Source organism: Paenibacillus sp. FSL E2-8871 (assembly GCF_038000345.1).
Lineage (GTDB): Bacteria > Bacillota > Bacilli > Paenibacillales > Paenibacillaceae > Paenibacillus_AQ.
On record NZ_JBBOBV010000001.1, the window covers coordinates 3,546,059 to 3,566,977 of the forward strand.

Genomic DNA, 20,919 nt, shown 5'->3' on the forward strand with positions numbered 1-20,919 from the left:
ACTGTTTATAGATTGCACTACGAGAGGAACATAAATATGTTTGACGATTTAGATGTTTTTGCAGCGGTTGTGGAGCACTCCAGCTTGAATCGGGCCTCCCGCCAGCTCAATCTGTCCCAACCTGCCCTATCTCGTAAAATCTCCAAGCTGGAAGAACGGCTGGGTGTCGCGCTATTTAATCGTTATGGCAAGCGTCTGGAGTTAACCGAGGTTGGGCGTCTTACTTATTCCTACGCACTTGAACAACGGCAGCAGCGCTCTAAATTTCTGGAGGCTTTGTCAAAATACAAAGAAGGCGAGCCTAAGCTCGTCACCTTAGGGGCGTCACTTACCTCACTGCAGACCACTCTGCCTCCACTAGTTAACGCATATATGGAGAAATACCCAACTGCGGAGCTGAAGCTAATCACAGGCCGAACACATGAAATTGTCTCCTCTGTCAGTGAAGGAAAGTCAGATATAGGTCTGATCGCTTCCTCTATTCAAGAACCTGGACTGCGCTGTATTTCTCTGTTTGAGGATCAGCTTCGACTGGTTGTTTCTGAGCATCATCCTCTGAATCAATCTACCAAGCTAACCATGGATGATCTGTCCCGACTGCCTATGATCCTGTTCTCCAAAGGCACCTGGTACCGACGTCTAACAGATGATCTGTTCCAGCGCTGTGGAATTGATCCAGACGTTCGGATGGAGATTGACTCCTTCGAAGCCATCGTGCGGCTGCTGCCGACAGTCAATGTGGCAGCGTTACTGCCCAAGTCTTATCTGCGTCCGCAGCTGTTAAACGGCGGTGGGCTGGTCTCTCTGCATATTAAAGAGCTGGAGCAGACTCAGCGAACTACCTGTCTGATTTACCGTGACGATGGGAGCCTGAGCACAGCGGCCCGCAGCCTCGTGCAGGTCACAGAAGAGATGTTTCTGACGGAACGAGAGAAATAGTACATACCTCTGAGTGCAACCTTAATTAAAAAAAGCCCCCCGTCCCATGTAAAGGACGGAGGGCTTATCTATTTAATCTTGGTTTACAACTTCATCCTCAAATCGATCAATACTTTCATTAGAACCAATGAGTACCATAACGTCGCCCTCACTCAAATGATCATGTGCCGTTGGAGCCACTATAATTCCACTTTCCCGGTTCAGGGCAACAATACTGCAGCCATATTTCGCTCTTGTATTTAAATCTGACAAGCTTTTCCCGTTCATGCAAGACGGAACGGTTAGCTCGACAATTTTATAATCCTTGGACAGTTCAATATAATCCAGCAAATTGGGTGTCACGAGCTGATGTGCTACACGAATGCCCATATCCCGCTCCGGAAAAATAACCCGGTCCACGCCCAGCCTGGACAACGCACGACCATGAAGGATCGAGATCGCCTTGGCTACCACTTGCTTGACTCCAATCTCTTTTAACAAAATCGCCGCCAGAATACTTCGTTCCATATTGTCGCCGATCGCTATAATCCCACAATCGAAGTTCCGTACACCAAGCGAACGCATAATCCCCTCATCTGTAGCATCAGCCACTACCGCATGCGTCAGGTGATCACTCATTTCCTCTACGCGCTCTTCATGGTGATCGATCCCGAGCACCTCGTAGCCCATTTCCATCAGCTCAAGCGCGAGACTTGAACCGAAGCGACCTAAGCCGATTACTACAAATTGCTGTGCTTTCATCTCGGATTAACTCCTATCCAATAATTATTTTACCTTCTGGGTGCTTATACAATGGTTTACCCTGTTTTGGTCCAAGCGCATACACTAATGTTAATGGACCTAGCCGACCCGCGAACATGGTCAGACAGATCAGAATCTTGCCGATGATAGACAGCTCAGGTGTCAGCCCCATGCTTAGTCCTACCGTTGCAAAGGCAGAGGTTGTCTCAAATAATATCGCTAAGAAATTACTATCCTCTGTTGTGGACAGTAACATCGACACAGAGAGGACCAATAGTAAAGCCAGTAAAGTTAATGTCAACGCCTTATAGATACGCTCCTGCGCCAATCGATAACGGAACAGTACAACATCTTCACGTCCGCGTAGCATAGCTATTACCGCACCAATCATAATCGTAAACGTTGTTGTCTTGATCCCGCCACCCGTCGAACCCGGTGATGCACCAATAAACATAAGAATAACCATAAAGAACTGTGAGGCTTGCCGCAGTCCGGCAATATCCACCGTGTTAGCACCGGCGGTTCGGGGCGATACGGACTGAAAGAATGCCGATAATATTTTGCCGCCGAAATTTAGATTACCCAATGTGCGCTGATTCGTAAATTCAAAAATAAAAATAACCAAAGCACCGATAAGAATAAGCCCTGAAGTGGTAGAGAGGACCACTTTGCTATGCAAAGATAATTTACGTTTGACACGAAACTCCACCAGATCGGACATGACAATAAAACCAATACCGCCGGAGACAATCAGAAACATCACCACGATATTCACAAGCGGGTCATATACATAATCGGTTAAACTCCGGAAATCCCCGAAAATATCAAATCCAGCATTATTAAACATGGACACCGCATGAAATATTCCAAAATAAATGGCCTTTCCCAGCGGCATATCAAATGCCCAGCGTATGGACAGAAGCACCGCTGCACAGCCTTCGATGACCAAAGAATAAATAAGTACCCTCCGGATCAGTCGAACAATCCCCTCCATTGAGCCTTGGTTCATTGCTTCCTGCAGGATCAGTCTGTCCCGCAAAGAAATTTTGCGTTTCATCATCATGGCAAATAAGGTGGCCATTGTCATAAACCCTAAGCCGCCGACCTGGATAAGCATCATAATCACGGTTTTCCCAAAAATTGTGAATGTCGTCCCGGTATCTAGCACCACAAGTCCTGTCACACAGGTTGCCGATGTTGCAGTAAACAACGCATCAATAAAACTCACAGCATTCCCGTTGGTACTCGAAATGGGAAGCATAAGGAGCAAGGCTCCAATCAGAATGATCGATGCAAAACCAAGCACCATAATCTGAGGCGGAGAGAGCTTCAGGAACTTTGATTCAGAAACCCTGCGAAACTGTGAAGCCACTACGCTCACCCTCTTATCTTAATTTAAAAAATTCCAACAAAAAAAGCACTGGAAAACCAATGCTACCCTTGGTTCCTGCAGAAAATTAGCCTACGAGGTTAGCTGACGGATTCGGACTGTGCAGGCTGCCCTATTCGTTCCTAGAACGAAATTCACCCCTGATGAATAAAGACAACGCCTATGGCGTATAATCATCTTTTCATTACTTCTTATGGTTCCCCCGTTTTCATCTGAAATTCGGCTATTATACAATTGCATACAAATTATATATGTTATTTCGATAAATCACAAAGACACAATTAATGGTGAATCAAATGAAAAATGCGGTTTGGAGAGAATGTACCATAAGGAGAGCCTTTTCTCATCACTTTTCCGTGTTTTCCCTGCAATTGCATCGATTTTCATGAAAAATGAAGAAATAATCACCTTAAATTCATGGTATATATTCAGCTACCTATTCTATAATATCTCTATTACCCATAAAAAGAATATACGATGATTTTTGTAACTATCATGGCACTAATACTATAATGGAACATAACATTGTCAGTTTACAAGGAGGCGTTACATGAATCCCGTTGGCCAGCCCTTACAGCAACGTGCCCTCTCCAAGAGGCTCATCATCTCGGGCATTATCGGTCTTATTCTATTTATTATGTTTCAAATTGCTCCCTCGGTGCTAAATAGCCCTGCCGGGGAAGATACTACTGTCATCAGCAAGGCGGAAGCCCGCGACAAAGCCATATCATTCGCAGAACAAAAGCTGAACTACACCAAAGCACCAACCGATCAGTGGAATGTACTGTACGATACGGACTCTTCCTTTTATGGTTATATGTCCCGCGAGAAGCTTTTGGAGGACTATACAAAAAAGAAATTGGATCAACGATATCCTTTTGACATCTTTCGTGTAACACTTAGTCCTTCAGCGGAACAAGAGCCACTGATCTCTGTTGACCTCAATATGTATACTGGTGCAGTTGTCGCTTTCACACAAGGTGCAGAAGGATCAGGTACCGGATTACCAAACAATGTATCCACCAGTGCAAAAGAAGAGGACAAGGGTACTACCTTATCACTTGCACAAAAAGAAAGTCTTGCCCGTCCCTGGCTTCAGGAATGGGATGTAAATCCCGCCAAGCTGCAAATTGAATCGAATACGGGAAACTACGGGCTCGTGTATACAGATCGTTCCGTTCAGATCGGCGAATCCTTACTACACTATTATTTCGATTTCACTGGCGAACAGGTATCCAGCTTTAAAGCAGGATTCACCGCTCCAGCCTGGCATACCTCCTATGTAAAGGACCAGACCTCTCTCGCGGAAAAGTTTACTTTATTCGGCTACGGTTTGCCTACTTTAGCTTTAGGAATTCTGGCACTCATCTACAGCATACTTAGAAGAGAACATACCTCCTTTAAGCGTGGAATATTCCTAAGCTCAGCTTATTTTGTAATCATGATGATCAGCACCTATAATATGCTCCCTGAATCCTCAGGCGAAGGACTCGAGGCTCAGATAACTTCCGTCATAATGTTCATCATTTATGCCTTATATAGCCTCCTAATGTCCTCCCTGCTCTATTTTTCTTTAGTTGGAGGGGACGGCCTATGGAAAAAAGAAGAGGGGATGAACCCATGGCCTCGTGCTAAAGAGCCTGGCTATGGAAAATATGTTCTGGATAGTATCCGGGCTGGATACGTCTGGGCATTCGTGCTGCTAGGGGTGCAGACCCTTATGTTCATCGTATTATCACTTACCTTGCAGAACTGGTCCACTACTGACGCTACTCAATCTCCTTACAATATGAGATATGCTTGGCTGCTGCCCATCGTTGCATGGCTCGCTGGTTTATCCGAGGAAGCCATTTATCGTTTTTTCGGAATTCCTATGTTGAAAAAAGTATTCCGAAGCACGTTCATTGCTTGCCTGATCACCACGCTGGTTTGGGCGTTTGGCCATACGCTGTATCCGATCTACCCCATCAGTTCCCGTCCTATTGAGCTGACCGTGATCGGTTTGCTCTTTAGCTATATATTCCTTCGTTACGGCTTTATTGCCGTCATGTTCAGTCACGTCGTGTTTGACAGTATTCTGATGGGCGCTACGCTGATCTTTATGAAGGAAAGCGTGAATGTAGGGGCTGGTATCTTCGCGATTATCATGCCGTTCATAGTCGCCTACATCGTCTATCGGTTTAATCCACCGCAAAAATCAGAACCTAAGCCGGTTGAACCTACATCTGTAATTTAAAGAAGTAACGGGTGGATAACCTATAATAAAAAAAGGTGTCACAGCAGAAAACTGCTGTGACACCTTTTTTATATTTACGTATACATCATTCCAGTATTTCGAATGCCTATGTCGCTGGCTCTTCATCCTTGAGCGCCTCAAGAATTTGACTAGCCAGCTTTTCGCCAATAGAAAGTGATTTAAAATCCTCTATGGAGGCTTCTTTAATTTTCTTTAGTGATCCGAAATGCTTAAGCAGCGCCTTGCGCCGCTTCTCGCCTATACCTGGTATGGAGTCCAGTTTAGAAGTAACCATGGACTTCCCACGTTGTTCACGGTGGAAGGTGATGGCGAACCTATGCACCTCATCCTGAATCCGTTGCAACAGATAAAATTCCTGACTATCCCGAGCCAAAGCGACAGGTTCTGGCGGATCTCCAACCAAAAGCTGAGCCGTCTTATGCTTATCATCCTTAACGAGACCACAGACCGGAATGAATAACCCCAGCTCGTTCTCCAGAATATCAATAGCTGAGGATATCTGCCCTTTACCACCATCGACTACGATAAGATCTGGTATCGGCAGGTTCTCTTTCAGCACCCGTTCATACCGTCGCCGGATGACCTCGCGCATCGTTCCATAATCATCCGCACCCACCACCGTACGAACCTTATATTTACGATACTCTTTTCGTGCGGGCTTGCCATCAATGAAGACAACCATCGCAGAAACCGGATTAGTCCCTTGAATATTCGAGTTATCGAACGCCTCGATCCGGCTTAAGCGTTCGAGCCCCAAGCTCTCGCCTAAGCTCATTGCAGCACCAGAGGTACGTACTTCATCTCGTTCAATAAGCCGGAACTTCTCATCGATTGCGACTGTAGCATTTTGGCAGGCCATACCGACCATCTGCTTCTTGAGGCCACGCTGTGGCACTAGCACTTTGGTGCCGAGCCACTCCTGTAGAATAGAGGCGCCACCTGCAGCATCAACGACACCTGCTGCTGATGCTTCCGCAGCGGCCATTTCACGTGCCTCAACTTCTTCAGGCGATTCGGGGGTATCTTCCCCCTTTTGTAGATCTTCTTCTGCTGGAGCAGCAATGACAATCGCCGGTTTAGCTTCTTTATCAACCACTGCTTCCTCGTCAAGCACATCCGGCAAAAGAATCTCCTGCGGCAGAGCAGGATTATCACTGTAATACTGCGTCACATAAGACATAAAGTCACTGTAGGCTTCCCCATAGAACGGAAAGACAGAGGAGTGGCGCTGAATCATCTTCCCTTGTCTCATGTACAGAATCTGTACACACATCCATCCCTTGTCTACCGCATAACCAAATACGTCACGATCCTTAGTATCTGTGGTGTTAATCTTTTGTTTCTCCATCAATGCATCAATATGGATAATCTGATCCCGCAGTTCCTTCGCCCGTTCAAAATATAATTCCTCAGCAGCTTCCTGCATCTTCTGCTGTAGATCCTTCTTAACCGCATCATGACCTCCGCTCAGAAAAGCAGCGATATCTTGCGTAATCTGCTCATACTCGGATTTCTGCACTTCCTTCTCACACGGCGCCAAGCATTGGCCCATGTGATAGTAAAGACAGACTTCCTTTGGCATTACGCCACATTTACGGAGCGGATACATACGATCGAGGAGCTTTTTCGTTTGCTGTGCAGCATAACCATTAGGATAAGGGCCGAAATATTTTGCTTTATCTTTAATCACCCGGCGTGTGACTTCAAGCCGAGGGTGAGTTTCATTCGTTATTTTGATATAAGGAAATGTCTTATCGTCCTTCAGAAGTACGTTATAACGCGGCATATGCTTCTTAATCAGATTGCACTCGAGAATGAGCGCTTCCATGTTACTGGACGTAACAATATATTCGAAATCAGCAATGTTAGCGACAAGCCGCTGAGTTTTACCATTATGACTGCCTGTAAAATAAGAGCGAACCCGGTTCTTAAGCACCTTCGCCTTACCCACATAAATAATGGTGCCTTCTTCATTCTTCATCAGATAGCACCCGGGCAGGTCGGGTAATAGAGCCAGTTTATTGCGGATATTGTCCAAAATGATCCCCTCCAGCTAAATTGGACCCATAATTAATTGGCATTCAGCACACAAAACGCCTCCGGAATGAACCGAAGGCGCTGAGCGGCAGGGCCGAGGCCCGAACAGTAGCATTTAACAATTATTGATGTTTAGCTACGATATTTTTCAGGGATTCTTTGGAGTTCAATCCCACAACTTTATCTACCGGTTGACCGTCTTTGAAGAAGATCAGGGTTGGGATACTCATCACGCCAAAACGGGAAGCCGTTTCCGGATTCTCATCCACATTCAATTTTGCAATCTTCACGCTGTCTCCCAGTTCTGCGGACAATTCGTCCAAGATTGGAGCAATCATCTTACAAGGACCACACCAAGGAGCCCAGAAGTCTACTACTACAGTACCTTGACCTTCCACTTCGTTACTGAAGGTTTGGTCAGACACGTTCACGATAGCCATGATATTGTTCCTCCTCTAAAGTTTTACGAAACATTACTCCACTCTAAACCAAAGCTTAGTTTATGGAAGCTGCTCCGAAAATATAAGTTAATAAATTGTTTCATGTAATATGATAACCAAATTACCACTTACCGACACAATTCCAGTATAACATATCTTTAAGGGATATGTTATATATCACATACAATTATATTGCTCTCAAACTAATTTTATTTACGTTACTCTTTTCTTTACAATCTCCCCAGCCTTTCGGTATACTCTAAGAAAGCGCATTAAATGTCAATGACTTATTTCATAATGGTCAACTCAATTTGCATCTTAACAATACAGGCATTGTCCCTGTAAGGAGGCAGAAGCTATGGATGTCAACGCGCAAGCACGGGACCCACGAGAACATATCAACGAAGAACCCCGCAATGATCTAGGCGATTTAATGAATGGATTTTTCGGAATGACTGCATTTATGACCGTTGTCTTTTTCGGCATGGTTATCATTAAGTTCATTTCGGAGTAAGGGAATCATCGCAATATAAACAGAGGCCGTCTCAAAAGTAGTGAATGCTACTTAGGGGGCGGCTTCTTTTTTTTGAGAGTAAATAAGAAAAAACAGAGAGCAACGATCCTCCAATAAAAGGAGAATCGCTGCTCTTTTGAATGTTACGGATATGAATATTTCGAGTTTATCTAATCGTCCCCCGTTGATTCTCCCCATGCAGTGGAATAACATCCACAAAAGGAGCAATACGATCCATCAAACGTTGACCTTTATAAATCTCCTCGCCATCCTTGCTCGTAAAGCTAAGATGTTTCTCCAAACCATCGAGCGGATAATTTGAGGTATAGAAGGTTGGCTTACGGTTCATCCGATAATTCAGAATCGCACCAAGCACATGATCACGCGCCCATGGATTCAAGTTCTCCGCACCAATATCATCAAAAATAAGTAAATCGCAGTTTTTCAACGTATCTACGGTTTCCTTCATCTTCTGGCCGTCCATCATGATCGACTTCAAATCCTCGATAAAATCTGGCATATATACGATAACTCCAGTATAGCCGGCAACAGCAAGCTCATGAAGCAAGTAACACATCAGAAATGTTTTACCTGTTCCGAAAGTCCCATGTAAATAAATCCCGCGCGAGGTCAAACCATCTTCTTTAACGCTCGTGATATAATCAAATATTTTATTAACAGCAGAGACCCGGCGTGGATCCTTGCCCATAATATCTATTTCATCATAACCGCCATTGAGCACACGTTCGTCCACATAAAAGCTACGGATACGTTTGCGGATGCTATCCTGATTATCCTGTGCCACTTTAAGCCGGCATGCCGTCTTGCGTTCATATAAGTCCGCCGAACCATTCACGCTCTCGACCGTAAGTTTGCTAAAGTGACCAGGGAAATCATTCGGACATTTCTCTAGACCCGGACAGTTCGCACAGTGGCGGCTTTCCTCTACATATTGATACAGGCGGCTCATATGAAGCCGCAGTCGCGAATCATCTAACTCAGGATGTTCAGACTGTAATGCCTTCACAAGTGGATGATTGAATAACTCCTGTTCAAGATCGCGTTGACGCTGCCGTAGAGTTGGATTGTTGATCGAACGAAGCACATCGCCCATAGACTCCATAGTTCCACCTCTCTTTCTTTACGGCGCTTGGGAAACGCCTTTTTTCTTGTTGGCTTTAATTTCTGCCGCTTTCTTCATCATCGCCGCGAATTCCTCTTCCGATACCGTTCCGGCACTTCCATCGTCCAGCACAATCGGAATTTCCGGTTTAGCGGATCGACCTGTATTTTTAGCATATGAACGTGATCGAGATCCTGCCGCCGTGTTAGTTGTAGCTCCCTTGCCTTTCACTTTGGACTGATCCCTGATATATTTTACAGCCTTTTCGTAGGTGTTCACCTGTTTAACCAGCATATTGGAAGCGATAGCCTCCACAAAATTGCGGTTCATTCGCTGTTCTCCACCTGAGGCTACCATAGTCATTAAGTAATGAATAAGTACATTGATTACTTCACCGCTTAGCTTATAGTTCAAATCTATTTTCTCGAACATATCCATCAAATGACTGGGTACTGCACCTGGGAAAAAAGTTTGAAGCAGCCGCGTATAAGGTTCGTTCCGCAGCATCATATTATATTGGTGGATGTCACATTTGGACAAAAATTGTGGTGGTACTTCTACATAATACTCCATCTCTACAGATTGCTCCGGTGGTGCTATAGAATCATCATTCTCTTCAGAGGCACTGGAACGGATGGAAACAACCTTAGCAGCAGCAACTTCACGCTTTTCTTGTCGTTTCATATCCTGCCTGAAATGCTGGCTCGCTTTATACTGCAGTGCATCCAGAATAACCTCGCCATCCGGTGAGAACACGCCATCTTCATCCAGCAGACGACATAAATCCTGCGGACTGAGTTCGTACTTATGAGCTACATAGTTAATAACACCCATTTGAGTATGGTCAAAACGCAGTTTTTCTACATGAGCCCGGTTCACGGATTCCCTTGGAAAACGCAAAATAATATCACTATATCCAATCGCTTGTTCTCCAGATTCACGCATACCAGGCTGACGCACAGTGGCTACTTCTGCAAGTGCCTGCTCCAGCTCATAATCAATGACATGTGTATTAAGTTGAAAAATATCATAAAAAGGCACGGAAATATTCTCTTTGCCTATGGATCTGCGACTCCATTCTTCTGGCTCTCGATTCCAGAATTGTTCCCGTAAGGACAGCACAGCAAATTTGCCGATTTTATCGCGTAACAGCAACGTCAAATGCTGAGTGGCAAAAAAGTCAGCTGGCGATAGCGGCGGCATAAGCTCATATTCATATAAGTAATCATCGGTTTCCGGCACATAGATTCGACAGGTCTGTAGCAGACCTACCGCTTCTAAACGGGAAGCCTGATCTATTAAATATTTGCGGCCTTTCTCATTTGGTTCAACGCCTAGCGTCATAAATAATCTGCGCTGTTGCTCCACTCCAGAATAGCCAATGCTATCTGCTGGTACATGTTCAACCAGCAAGCGATAGAAACTGATTGCAAAAGCTCCTACCATAGGCTGATACACAGAGCTAAGCATACGTCCATCTATAACACTAAGACCAAATTCGCGGGAAACGCAGTACCGATGATGTTCGGTGAAATGATGTAAGTTACTCATGCGCATCTACGGATACCCCCTTGTTTTCACGAATTCATACAGGATTCTATTCTATCATAAAAAACGTCGCCGGAAATGTAAATAAAATACCAATTCCGACTCTTTTCGCTATATAATCAGCTTTTTCATACGATTATCTACCTCTATTAAACAAGAAGAAACGGCTTCACTGTCCTCTGGATGAGGAAGGTTCCGTTTCTCGCTGAATTTCAAAATTGATTCTTAGCGTAGAACTAAAAGCTTATATGTTCAAAAAAAACGACTCTCACATCAGAGCCGCAGGTCTTCCGATTAAATCTTTAAAACATCTTGTAACCGCCAAAGCGCAGTTTTTGAATGGTCCATCCACTCAATATAGCACCTGCAAGACCAGCGACACCAGTTAAGTAATCAACAAAGTGGAAACTGGAGAGATGCTCCCAGAGCGACATCGCGCTTCTATCCCAAATGGAATAGACTACGACGGGTAGAATAATAAGTACGAATAGATAAGCGGGAAACCAGGTTGTCTTCATTAACATGTTAAGAATAAATCCAATACCAAACATCATCACAAAGAATAAAACGGTTAGGATAAACACTGGAATAAACCCCATCTTACCGTCACTACCCCTTTCTATAAAGAAGCGCACATCTTATACGAGCTAGTAGTAAGTTTACTAGAAAAAATGTCACGAAGCAATGAACTTTATTCAAAATTAGGTCTAATACTCTTACAACGGAATGTCATCATTTGCTCTAAGCAACTTGATTGCGATACAATGCATATAGATTAATAAATCATACATAGTCTATGATGCAGGAGCTTCGTAGCTAGTTTTACGCGACGTTATTTCAAGCGGAGCCTATGCTTCGTAAAACAAAGCGTATACTTCCGATGCAAGTTTTACGCGATGTTATTTCAAGCGGAGCCTATGCTTCGTAAAACTTTTAAGGAGTGAGATCATGAACGAAGCCGCTATGACACTGGAAGGCTGGTATGCATTGCATGACTTCCGCTCACTGAACTGGACCGCATGGACGGCAGCAGATGATGAAGAACGTGCCGTTGCTCTGGAAGAATTACATGCTTTTATGCAAGAATGGAGTCCTGTCGAAGAAGCCAAACAAGGCAGCTCCGCGGTATATTCCATCGTTGGCCAGAAGGCCGATTTCGTAATGATGTTCTTGCGCGAAAGCTTGGAAGATTTGAACCAGCTTGAGACGGCCTTTAACAAAATCGCTTTTGCTCAATATACAACTAAAGCCTATTCCTACGTAAGTATTGTTGAATTAAGCAATTACCTTGCGGGGGGCAGCGATGGTAGTGATCCTATGCAGAATCCGCATGTTATCGCACGTCTAAAACCTGTTTTGCCGCAAGCGAAGCATATTTGCTTCTATCCAATGAACAAGAAACGCGAGCTCGCCGATAACTGGTATATGCTTGATATGGATAAACGTCGGGAGCTGATGGCTTCTCACGGATTAATCGGACGTGGTTATGCTGGTAAGGTGAAACAAATTATCACCGGCTCCGTAGGTTTTGATGATTGGGAATGGGGCGTAACCCTGTTCGCTGAAGATCCGCTACAATTCAAAAAGCTGGTTTACGAAATGCGCTTTGACGAAGTCAGTGCTCGCTACGGCGAATTCGGACCTTTCTATGTCGGCAACCTGCTGACTGAGGATTCTTTTGAAGAAATGCTTAAATTGTAATTGTAATAATAAAAAGGGTGAGTCCCAGATCTTTATGGAGACTCACCCTTTTTAAATGCTATAACGAAGTTCCTGCTTCCTCATCCTCTTCGCTGTCATCTTCATCATCACGCAGACTTTCCAAATATTCAGCCGTAGCCCGGTCACGCGCTCGCCCTTTTTCCTTTAAGCGTTCAATGCCAGGGAGAATGAGCAGATCAATTTCCTTTTGAACAACATACGCTAGATCGTACTGATTCTGATCCTCCAGATAAGATCCAACCTCAATCAGTCCGTTATATCGGTCCAATTCTTCTCGGGTCAGCAATCCACGCACCTGCACGCTGCAGTGACGCATCTTATAAGAATCTTCCTTTTTTCAGAACCAGCGGAATCCCACCGATAATGAACAAATAGCGCATATCCACAACTTTTTTCAATTGAGCTGCAGTCCAGCCCTTGTAAGTTTTGCTGCCAACTACAGCAATCCCTTGACCTTTACCTAGAGAAGCTACTGTTCCTTTATTGCTGAATGCGAATTTCTTGGGTTGTTGATTACGGATCGCAGCCACCAAATTATGTGCACAGCACTCTCCCTGTTGCATAGCAATTTGTGCCGTTGGCGGATAAGGACGTCCTTCTGGGTTGATCATCAAGGAGCCGTCTCCAATAATGAAGATATTGTCTTGGCCTGGTGCACGTAAATATTCATCTACTTTCACACGTCCACGCATAGCTTCAAATCCTGCAGCTTCAATCAGACGATTCCCTCGAATTCCGCCTGTCCAGACAATTGTAGAAGCCTTAATCTCTTCGCCTGATGCCAGAATTACACCGTTTGGTAAACATTCTTTGATCGCAACGCCCATCTTGAATGTAACACCTTTCTTAGTGAGCAAGTTCATCGCATACTCAACAAGTTCTGGAGCAAATCCAGGCAGAGCTGTTGGAGCAGCTTCTATGTTATATATATTTACCATGCTAGGATCAACGTCAAATTCTTTGCACAACCCAGGGATGCGGTCAGCTAATTCGGCCACAAATTCAATTCCGCTAAAGCCGGCACCACCGACTACGAAATTAATATGCTCCTGAGCATTGTTCTCGTTCTTATATTTGGCAAATTGATACTCAATATGTTCACGAATCAAACGAACGGAGTTGATGCTCCGGATCGTCAGTGCGTATTTATCAAGTCCTGGAATACCGAATGTTTCAGGCTCTCCGCCCAAAGCAATGACGAGATAGTCATACGAAAGAGTACCATCCTCCAAAATAATCTTTTTCTGCTGGGTACGAATTTCCTGAACAGATGACTTAACGAGATCGATCTTGAATTCATCGATTAGTTTAGAAATAGACACCCGAGTGTGTTCAATACTGTCTGTACCCGCGGCAGGCATATGTAGATGGGTAGTAAAATAGTGGTACTCGTGACGGTTTACGAGCGTGACATCCGCTTCATTATAGTTCAAAGCCTTCTGTAAGCGCTGTGCGGTCAAAATACCCCCATAGCCCGCGCCTAAGATTACGATTTTGGGAATACTACTCATGTTCCGGCTCCTTCCAAGAGGTAAATCTGTCTTTGTATTTTTTATTGAAACAATGTACGGTCCTTTTTGTGAATTTATACACTTATATTTAGAAGAAATTCCAATCAAACTTAAAGGATTTCTAAATTGACCATATCCATTGTAAACCTTAGTGTACTATTAATCAAACATTAAAATACTAAAAAACGTCACATTCTTATTGTGTTCTAAAGTCTTTCTTTGCAGGTATGTGTCACAATGTTTATAATAAGAAAGAATACAAGTATGGCAAAATGAATATATCAACTCGGAGGTGTAATATCCCGTGACACAAGAGCAATCCGGCGTTCCTATGAGCGACCTTTTAATCATAGGTGGCGGTCCAGCTGGCATGTTTGCCGCATTTTACGGTGGCATGCGTCAGGCATCAGTAACACTTATTGAAAGTATGCCCCAATTGGGAGGACAACTTGCTGCACTTTATCCTGAAAAATACATTTATGATGTAGCAGGTTTTCCAAAAGTAACTGCACAAGAATTGGTTGACAACCTGACACGGCAAATGGATATGTTCCAATCGAATATCCGGCTGGAGGAGAAAGTAATTTCTGTTCAGAAACGGGACGAACGCCATTTTGTAGTTACAACCGATGTAGCAGAATATCACAGTAAAGCTATTATCATTACAGCTGGCGTAGGCGCTTTTGAACCTCGTCGTTTAGAACTGCCAGACGCAGGACGGTTTGAAAAAGCCAACCTTCATTATTTTGTAAATGATTTAAATGCCTTTAAAGATAAAAAAGTTCTGATTAGCGGTGGTGGAGATTCCGCAGTAGACTGGGCACTAATGCTGGAACCGATCGCGGAGCAAGTAACCCTGATTCACCGCCGGGATAAATTCCGTGCGCATGAGCACAGCGTAGAGAATCTGATGGCTTCCAAAGTTAACGTAATTACACCTACTGAAATTACAGAACTGCATGGTGACGAGTTTATTACTAAGGTTACCTTATCTCATATCAAGACCAAGGAAACACAAGAAATCGAAGTCGACAGTGTAATCGTCAATTTCGGATTTGTTTCCTCTCTGGGACCCATTGCAGAGTGGGGTATCGATATTGAAGGGAACTCCATTGTCGTTGACTCACGTATGGAAACGAGTATTCCGGGAATCTTTGCAGCCGGCGATATCACCACATATCCAGGTAAGCTGAAGCTAATTGCTGTAGGATTCGGCGAAGCCCCAACGGCTGTGAATAATGCAAAAGTCTACATCGATCCGGAAGCCAAGCTTTCACCAGGACACAGTAGTAATATGAAACTCTAATTCTATCTACCACAATAAAAAAGGGTATTCTGACAGGCCTATCAATACTAGCCTATCAGGATACCCTTTTATGTTTGTGACTCGCGGTTTATTTATATGTAGCCAGCTACAAAGGTATACTTTGCGCTCTTTTAATGAAGAACCGCATGAACTGGAGAGTGTAAGTTTCGTTTGCGAATCTCAACGAGTAGAAGAGCGATGAAATCATGCTCTAGTTGCAGTTCTATCGCTCTATGGTAAGAGTCTAGAAGCATCTCATCGGACAATTCAACCATAACGTTCATCTACCTTTCCTGTATTTGGATCTGAATCTATCATATCAAACTATCATTTTTCGAACAAGCGTTCGTGTTATCCACAAGTACATGTGGAAATCCTGTGTATAATATGTGCGTAAGCGTTACAAAGGTGATAACTGCACAGTGGAATATGGGGATAATAGTTATACACAGGACTGAACCACTTGTATACAGCTAAAAATATATTTTTATTGTAAATAAATCACAATATAATTTACCCCAAAAGAACGCAACTAAACGCAATTTTATCTTACTACTCTATTATCGTCAATTCTAAAATTTTTGTTAATTTACTGAGGTCTTGTATTAACCTCCAGAATCCATATTTTACCTGAATAATCCACGGCGTAATCAAAACCCAGTTCGCCTATTCCAGGGAAATGCCGCTCCATCAGTTCGATACATACGAGCGTTAGCCTGCGCATTTCTGCTTTCTTCGCTGAGGCTTTAATTCGAGGCAAGGATCTGCGAAGTCCTTCTCGACAAGAAAGCATCGTGCCTCCTTTACATAAATTAGTTACGAACAGGCCAGGCCGGGCCAATCTTCCCACCATAGAGCGAAACTCCCAAACACCGCCATTTCTCACTACTTTGACCCGATAATCAATAGGACGCCCACCAATTCTGGCGAGAGAAATCCCCTGTTGAATCAAATATTTACGTCTAACCTTGACGAAATGAAGCGCTCGTCTCATGGATCTAAAGTCCTTGTAAATTCGAGTTCTGTCCATATAAGTAAATCCATAACCTCGACTATCCCGAAACACTTTAATTACACCGTAGCCTCCACCGCCAACTATTGGTTTAATAACAACATTTCCGTATCTCCGGAGCATGGCTAACAGTGAGTCAGCCGAATACACCCTCGTCATTGGTATATAATGAGAAACCCTCGCGTCACTGAGCAATGCCTCTGTCTTCAACCATTTGCTAGCCAATTGTCTTCCCGACATCGTCCTTTCCCTCCTTTCACATTCCAGCCTACCCTATACATTACTCAGAAAAGGCCCCACCCTCTTGTATGATTGTCCGTGTAGGAGGAAGCTCTTAGCAAAAAGGGCTTAGAGCTTGTATCGACAACATTCTCAACCTCGCAGGTTAGATTGCAGATTTTGTAGAACCTCATTTCTGAACATTCGACATCTAAATCGCAATGGATGAGTTCACTATAACTAGAATAATCTTCAAAAGCGTAGTATTATTAATAGCGGTTACATTTTCAATTCCTACTATATAATAATGAATTAGAGGCTCGCTAAAAACAGCGCGGGGAGGGCTCGGAATGGCTCAGTTTTTCGAGGTATTATATTGGGTGGCCATGCTTGGGATGTCCATCGTATTGGCTGGAACGACTATACTGATCTGCGCTATTGGCTTTAAATTCATTAAAGACAGGCGCAGAGCACTGGGTGCTGGCTGTATTGCCTTTTCCCTTGGAGCCGCAGGGCTCATCGTGTTTATGATTAATTACAAGTTTATTATTCCAGCCTAATTGTACGCAGGAACAAACAAAAGCCCTCTCGAGGAATTCCATCGGAGGGCTTTTGCTTTTATGTCACTCATATATCTAGCATTAGACGGATCATATCCACTACCTTGATCCCATTTTCAACAATCTCTTCACTATAATGTCTGATAAAAAAATCTCTATCGATTCCGGTAATTCTAAATCCACATTTCTGATAAAGAGCCAGTTGTCCTACACTAGAATTCCCAGTACCCACTTCAATCGTCTTCGCACCAAGTAATCTCGCATTCTGAATCGCATGATAGACCAACTGCTTTCCTATCCCTTTACTTTGCTGATTCTCATCAACGGCTATATTTACTAGCTCCACTGTCTCAGGTCTCGTTTGTAGCAAAACATAGACACCTACAATGCAATTCTCCACTTCAGCTACAAAACATTGCCCTCTTTTTAAATACGCTTCAACAAGACTTAGGGAAGGATCGGCTAATAACAACAAATGTAAGGGTGGTTGTTCTTCTGCGTTTAATTTCCTAATTAGCATGCTTAGAGCTCCTTGTGATGACTTTTGTCATTGAGAATAAAAAAAGCCTCCAAGCCCGTGTTGTAGAACTCAACATGGGGCTTGAAGGCGTAACGTCGCGATTAGCAAGGCTCTTCGTTCGGTTTTCCTGCATCCGTAGCTGTACGGAAGCTTGAGCCACAGCCACAGGTTGCAGTAGCGTTCGGGTTATTAATGGTGAAGCCACCTGTCATGCCGGATTCTTCAAAATCAATTTCGAGACCATCAAGGTAACGAAGATTTTCTTTCTCCACGACAACCTTCATTTCTTGGATGTCCATATATACGTCCTGATCGGTTTCATTATCATCAAAGCCCATAGCGTAAGAGAATCCACTGCAACCGCCGGGCGTTACTCCAATACGGAGGAACATGTTCGGCACTTCTTGTTCAGCAAGCATCGCCTTTAATTGTTCTGCTGCCTTTTCGCTAATATTAATCATGATCATATCCTCCTATAAATTAACTTAATTCAACAGAAAAACTTATGTTTAAGGGACCTTCCGGTCAAAAATTACTTTCTTAAAAATATATACTTAATAAACTCAGTATAACCGACTATTCCATTACCCTCAAGTCACAACTGCCTTATGCCTGACCTGCCGCACCAAAATAAACCATCCATATCCAGCTGTTGATCCCCTTATAAGAGAGGTTTATAATAAGGAAGGCAAACATAAGTAAAAATTCGGAAATTTGTCACGGAGGCTAAACCTCCGATTTATTTTCATGAATGAACAGCTACCGTCTGGGTAAGTCTGGGAATTATCTGCGGGCAATGGACCCCGTAAAACTTTCAGGAGGAATTTATTATATGTCTACTCTTTTCACCCCCCAAACAGACGCCCGAATGATGAACATTATTGAAAAAGTTCGTGGCGGCGAAAGATTGAATTTAGAAGATGGCGTTTATTTATATCAAAGTAACGACCTACTTACGATTGGCCAATTAGCAAATGAAGTCAATCTTGCAAAGAACAACAACAGGGTATATTTTATCGAAAACATGAGTCTATATTTCACCAATGTTTGCGAATCTCACTGTGCATTCTGCAATTTCCGCAAAGATGATGGAGAAGAGGGTGCTTATACCCTTTCCGGTCAGGAAATGGTGCAATATGTCGAACAGCATATTCATCCAGGTGTGCGCGAATTCCATATCGTAGGCGGTCATAATGACAAGGTTCCTTTCCAGTATTACGTGGATTCTTTAAAAGCCTTGAATGAACGTTTCCCTGAGGTAACCTTAAAAGCATACACTGCAGCCGAAATCGATTTTTTCACCCGAATTAGCGGATTGAGTATTCGTGAGGTACTCGAGCAGCTGCGTGCTGCAGGACTTAAGACGCTTACTGGTGGTGGCGCAGAAATATTATCCGATCAATACCGTAAAAAAATGCGCGTAGATAAGGCTAATGTCGAAGAATATCTAGAAGTTCACCGAACAGCACATCAGCTTGGCATGAAGACACATACAACTATGCTTTACGGCTCGATTGAATCTCATGAAGATCGTATCCGGCACATGATGCAGATCCGGGATCTACAGGATGAAACCAATGGCTTTATGGTATTCATTCCATTATCTATGCAGCCTAAGAACAAGAATGCAGGGATTATGCGCCGCAACTCCGCTTATGAGGATCTGAAGACGATTGCGATCAGCAGATTGATGCTGGATAATTTCGATCACATCAAAGCGTACTTTATTAATATCGGTCCTCAGCTTACTCAAGTTGCACTGAACTTCGGTGCTTCTGACGTCCATGGTACTATTCTTAAAGAACGCATTAGCCATGCGGCTGGTGCCTTAACACCTGAAGGCCTCACTCGCGATGAATTGATCTGGTTAGTAAAAGGTGCTGGACGAATTCCAGTAGAACGCGACACGTTCTACAATGCGATAAAGGTATACGAATAAAAGACTACCTAGATCCGTTATCCTATATTGGAAAGGAAGTTCGGTCAGCATGAGAACACTACTCGTTCTGGGCGGCGGCTATGGCGGCTTGGCCCTAATTCAAGAATTGCTCAATAATCACCTTCCACAGGATATTGAAATTATCTTAATTGACCGAATGCCTTATCAAGGAATCAAAACGGAATATTATGCGCTTGCCGCAGGTACAGTAACTGACTATCACTTGCGGATCCAGTTTCCGGTTCATCCCCGTCTCACAATCCGTTACGGTGAGGTGAGTTCCATTGATTTGGAGAGTAGAATCGTTACAATGGAGCCTGACGAGACTGTGTCTTATGACATACTTGCTATTGCACTAGGTTGTACCGACAATTACCATAACATCCCTGGAGCTGATCAATATACTTGCAGTATCCAGACCTTTGCAGGAACACGCGAAACTTACCAACGTTTAAACGATGTGAAGCCTTATGGAACAATAAACATTGTAGGCGGAGGACTAAGTGGAGTGGAATTGGCGGCAGAGCTTCGGGAGAGCCGACCAGATCTTAATATTGCTATTCTGGATCGCGGTGAACGTGTCTTATCTGCCTTCCCTGCGAAGCTGTCACAGTACGTGGAGGAATGGTTTCACCACCATCAAGTACAGACACTCGGACGTGTCTCCGTATCCCATGTAGAGAAAGATGCGCTTTTTAACGGTACAGAGGAAATTCTTTCAGATGTTACGGTATGGACCGCGGGGATCCAACCGGTGAAGGTTGTTCAGGAATTAACAGTCCCGAAGGATCGCGGAGGACGAATCATTCTGGATGAATATTATCGTGTACCTGATTATCCAGAAGTGTATGTAATTGGCGACTGTGCCAGCCTGCCATTCGCTCCAAGCGCACAAGCCGCAGGAGCGCAGGGTGAGCAGGTTGCTCAGGTTATTCAAGCCATGTGGCGCGGCGAGACCCCTAAGCTTCATCCTATTCGTCTAAAGGGTACCTTAGGCTCACTAGGCAAGAAAGCTGGATTTGGTCTGATGGGCCAACGCTCCGTCAAAGGACGGGTTCCCCGTATCCTTAAGAGCGGGGTGCTCTGGATGTCAAAACGCACTTTAGGATAAACCTAAGGGCTGCTCTTTTCCGTTATAAAT

The 20,919-nt window shown here is 43.9% G+C and carries 21 protein-coding genes and 1 riboswitch; of the genes, 8 read left to right on the plus strand and 13 right to left on the minus strand.

Annotated elements, in window-relative coordinates; translation table 11 throughout:
* Positions 1 to 36: 36 nt before the first annotated feature.
* Positions 37 to 939, plus strand: a complete 903-nt coding sequence (locus tag NYE25_RS16125) for a LysR family transcriptional regulator (protein WP_042191552.1) — start codon at positions 37 to 39, stop codon at positions 937 to 939.
* Positions 940 to 1,011: 72 nt separating this feature from the next.
* Here the strand turns inward: NYE25_RS16125 and NYE25_RS16130 are convergent, their stop codons facing one another.
* Positions 1,012 to 1,680 (minus strand): potassium channel family protein, encoded by a 669-nt coding sequence (locus NYE25_RS16130; RefSeq protein WP_060625548.1) that lies wholly within the window; start codon positions 1,678 to 1,680, stop codon positions 1,012 to 1,014.
* Positions 1,681 to 1,693: 13 nt separating this feature from the next.
* Positions 1,694 to 2,989 (minus strand): TrkH family potassium uptake protein, encoded by a 1,296-nt coding sequence (locus tag NYE25_RS16135; RefSeq protein ID WP_341147736.1) that lies wholly within the window; start codon positions 2,987 to 2,989, stop codon positions 1,694 to 1,696.
* Between the two features lie 134 nt (positions 2,990 to 3,123).
* Positions 3,124 to 3,305: riboswitch (cyclic di-AMP (ydaO/yuaA leader) on the minus strand.
* A 315-nt stretch (positions 3,306 to 3,620) separates the two neighbouring features.
* On the opposite strand from NYE25_RS16135, the gene NYE25_RS16140 reads away from it, so the two are divergent.
* Complete coding sequence (locus NYE25_RS16140) at positions 3,621 to 5,306, plus strand: CPBP family intramembrane glutamic endopeptidase (RefSeq protein WP_149644995.1); 1,686 nt, start codon at positions 3,621 to 3,623, stop codon at positions 5,304 to 5,306.
* Positions 5,307 to 5,412: 106 nt separating this feature from the next.
* Here NYE25_RS16140 and uvrC read toward each other — a convergent pair whose 3' ends face one another.
* Positions 5,413 to 7,365 carry an excinuclease ABC subunit UvrC gene (gene uvrC, locus NYE25_RS16145; RefSeq protein WP_339267016.1) on the minus strand — a complete coding sequence of 651 codons (1,953 nt, stop codon included), beginning with the start codon at positions 7,363 to 7,365 and terminating at the stop codon, positions 5,413 to 5,415.
* A 121-nt stretch (positions 7,366 to 7,486) separates the two neighbouring features.
* Complete coding sequence (gene trxA / locus NYE25_RS16150) at positions 7,487 to 7,804, minus strand: thioredoxin (RefSeq protein ID WP_042130884.1); 318 nt, start codon at positions 7,802 to 7,804, stop codon at positions 7,487 to 7,489.
* A gap of 358 nt (positions 7,805 to 8,162) precedes the next feature.
* Here trxA and NYE25_RS16155 point away from each other — a divergent pair, with 358 nt between their 5' ends.
* Positions 8,163 to 8,318 carry a YqzM family protein gene (locus tag NYE25_RS16155; RefSeq protein WP_143759540.1) on the plus strand — a complete coding sequence of 52 codons (156 nt, stop codon included), beginning with the start codon at positions 8,163 to 8,165 and terminating at the stop codon, positions 8,316 to 8,318.
* Positions 8,319 to 8,484: 166 nt separating this feature from the next.
* Here NYE25_RS16155 and dnaI read toward each other — a convergent pair whose 3' ends face one another.
* The 3 genes from dnaI to NYE25_RS16170 all read right to left on the minus strand — a co-directional run bounded on the left by dnaI (position 8,485) and on the right by NYE25_RS16170 (position 11,588).
* Complete coding sequence (gene dnaI, locus NYE25_RS16160; RefSeq protein ID WP_341146380.1) at positions 8,485 to 9,441, minus strand: primosomal protein DnaI; 957 nt, start codon at positions 9,439 to 9,441, stop codon at positions 8,485 to 8,487.
* 18 nt (positions 9,442 to 9,459) lie between these two features.
* On the minus strand, positions 9,460 to 10,998 hold the full coding sequence (locus NYE25_RS16165) for a DnaD domain protein (protein WP_042191562.1): 1,539 nt from the start codon (positions 10,996 to 10,998) through the stop codon (positions 9,460 to 9,462).
* A 293-nt stretch (positions 10,999 to 11,291) separates the two neighbouring features.
* Entirely contained in the window at positions 11,292 to 11,588 is a 297-nt protein-coding gene (locus tag NYE25_RS16170; protein ID WP_042130887.1) for a YuiB family protein, read from the minus strand.
* A 349-nt stretch (positions 11,589 to 11,937) separates the two neighbouring features.
* Between NYE25_RS16170 and hemQ the strand changes: the two genes are divergently transcribed.
* Positions 11,938 to 12,690: a hydrogen peroxide-dependent heme synthase gene (hemQ, locus tag NYE25_RS16175; RefSeq protein ID WP_042191564.1), complete on the plus strand. Its 753-nt coding sequence runs from the start codon at positions 11,938 to 11,940 to the stop codon at positions 12,688 to 12,690.
* A 58-nt stretch (positions 12,691 to 12,748) separates the two neighbouring features.
* On the opposite strand, the gene NYE25_RS16180 is transcribed toward hemQ, so the two are convergent.
* A complete protein-coding gene (locus tag NYE25_RS16180; RefSeq protein ID WP_042191567.1) occupies positions 12,749 to 13,027 on the minus strand; it encodes a hypothetical protein in 279 nt (92 codons plus the stop codon).
* 1 nt (position 13,028) lies between these two features.
* Positions 13,029 to 14,222 (minus strand): NAD(P)/FAD-dependent oxidoreductase, encoded by a 1,194-nt coding sequence (locus NYE25_RS16185; protein WP_042130890.1) that lies wholly within the window; start codon positions 14,220 to 14,222, stop codon positions 13,029 to 13,031.
* A gap of 331 nt (positions 14,223 to 14,553) precedes the next feature.
* On the opposite strand from NYE25_RS16185, the gene NYE25_RS16190 reads away from it, so the two are divergent.
* A complete protein-coding gene (locus NYE25_RS16190) occupies positions 14,554 to 15,528 on the plus strand; it encodes an NAD(P)/FAD-dependent oxidoreductase (protein WP_094877850.1) in 975 nt (324 codons plus the stop codon).
* Positions 15,529 to 15,659: 131 nt separating this feature from the next.
* Here the strand turns inward: NYE25_RS16190 and NYE25_RS16195 are convergent, their stop codons facing one another.
* Both NYE25_RS16195 and NYE25_RS16200 read right to left on the minus strand, forming a co-directional pair.
* A complete protein-coding gene (locus tag NYE25_RS16195) occupies positions 15,660 to 15,803 on the minus strand; it encodes a sporulation histidine kinase inhibitor Sda (protein WP_036685584.1) in 144 nt (47 codons plus the stop codon).
* A gap of 314 nt (positions 15,804 to 16,117) precedes the next feature.
* Positions 16,118 to 16,780 carry a YheC/YheD family protein gene (locus NYE25_RS16200; protein ID WP_042191569.1) on the minus strand — a complete coding sequence of 221 codons (663 nt, stop codon included), beginning with the start codon at positions 16,778 to 16,780 and terminating at the stop codon, positions 16,118 to 16,120.
* Between the two features lie 329 nt (positions 16,781 to 17,109).
* Between NYE25_RS16200 and NYE25_RS16205 the strand changes: the two genes are divergently transcribed.
* A complete protein-coding gene (locus tag NYE25_RS16205) occupies positions 17,110 to 17,319 on the plus strand; it encodes a hypothetical protein (protein ID WP_042191571.1) in 210 nt (69 codons plus the stop codon).
* Between the two features lie 67 nt (positions 17,320 to 17,386).
* Here the strand turns inward: NYE25_RS16205 and NYE25_RS16210 are convergent, their stop codons facing one another.
* Both NYE25_RS16210 and NYE25_RS16215 read right to left on the minus strand, forming a co-directional pair.
* A complete protein-coding gene (locus NYE25_RS16210; protein ID WP_341146381.1) occupies positions 17,387 to 17,839 on the minus strand; it encodes a GNAT family N-acetyltransferase in 453 nt (150 codons plus the stop codon).
* Positions 17,840 to 17,940: 101 nt separating this feature from the next.
* Positions 17,941 to 18,300, minus strand: a complete 360-nt coding sequence (locus tag NYE25_RS16215; protein ID WP_042191575.1) for a HesB/IscA family protein — start codon at positions 18,298 to 18,300, stop codon at positions 17,941 to 17,943.
* A gap of 371 nt (positions 18,301 to 18,671) precedes the next feature.
* On the opposite strand from NYE25_RS16215, the gene mqnE reads away from it, so the two are divergent.
* Both mqnE and NYE25_RS16225 read left to right on the plus strand, forming a co-directional pair.
* The gene (gene mqnE, locus NYE25_RS16220; RefSeq protein WP_076285245.1) at positions 18,672 to 19,778 is read left to right on the plus strand and encodes an aminofutalosine synthase MqnE; all 1,107 of its coding nucleotides are present in this window, start codon (positions 18,672 to 18,674) and stop codon (positions 19,776 to 19,778) included.
* A 49-nt stretch (positions 19,779 to 19,827) separates the two neighbouring features.
* Positions 19,828 to 20,889 carry an NAD(P)/FAD-dependent oxidoreductase gene (locus NYE25_RS16225; RefSeq protein ID WP_042191580.1) on the plus strand — a complete coding sequence of 354 codons (1,062 nt, stop codon included), beginning with the start codon at positions 19,828 to 19,830 and terminating at the stop codon, positions 20,887 to 20,889.
* Positions 20,890 to 20,919 lie beyond the last annotated feature (30 nt).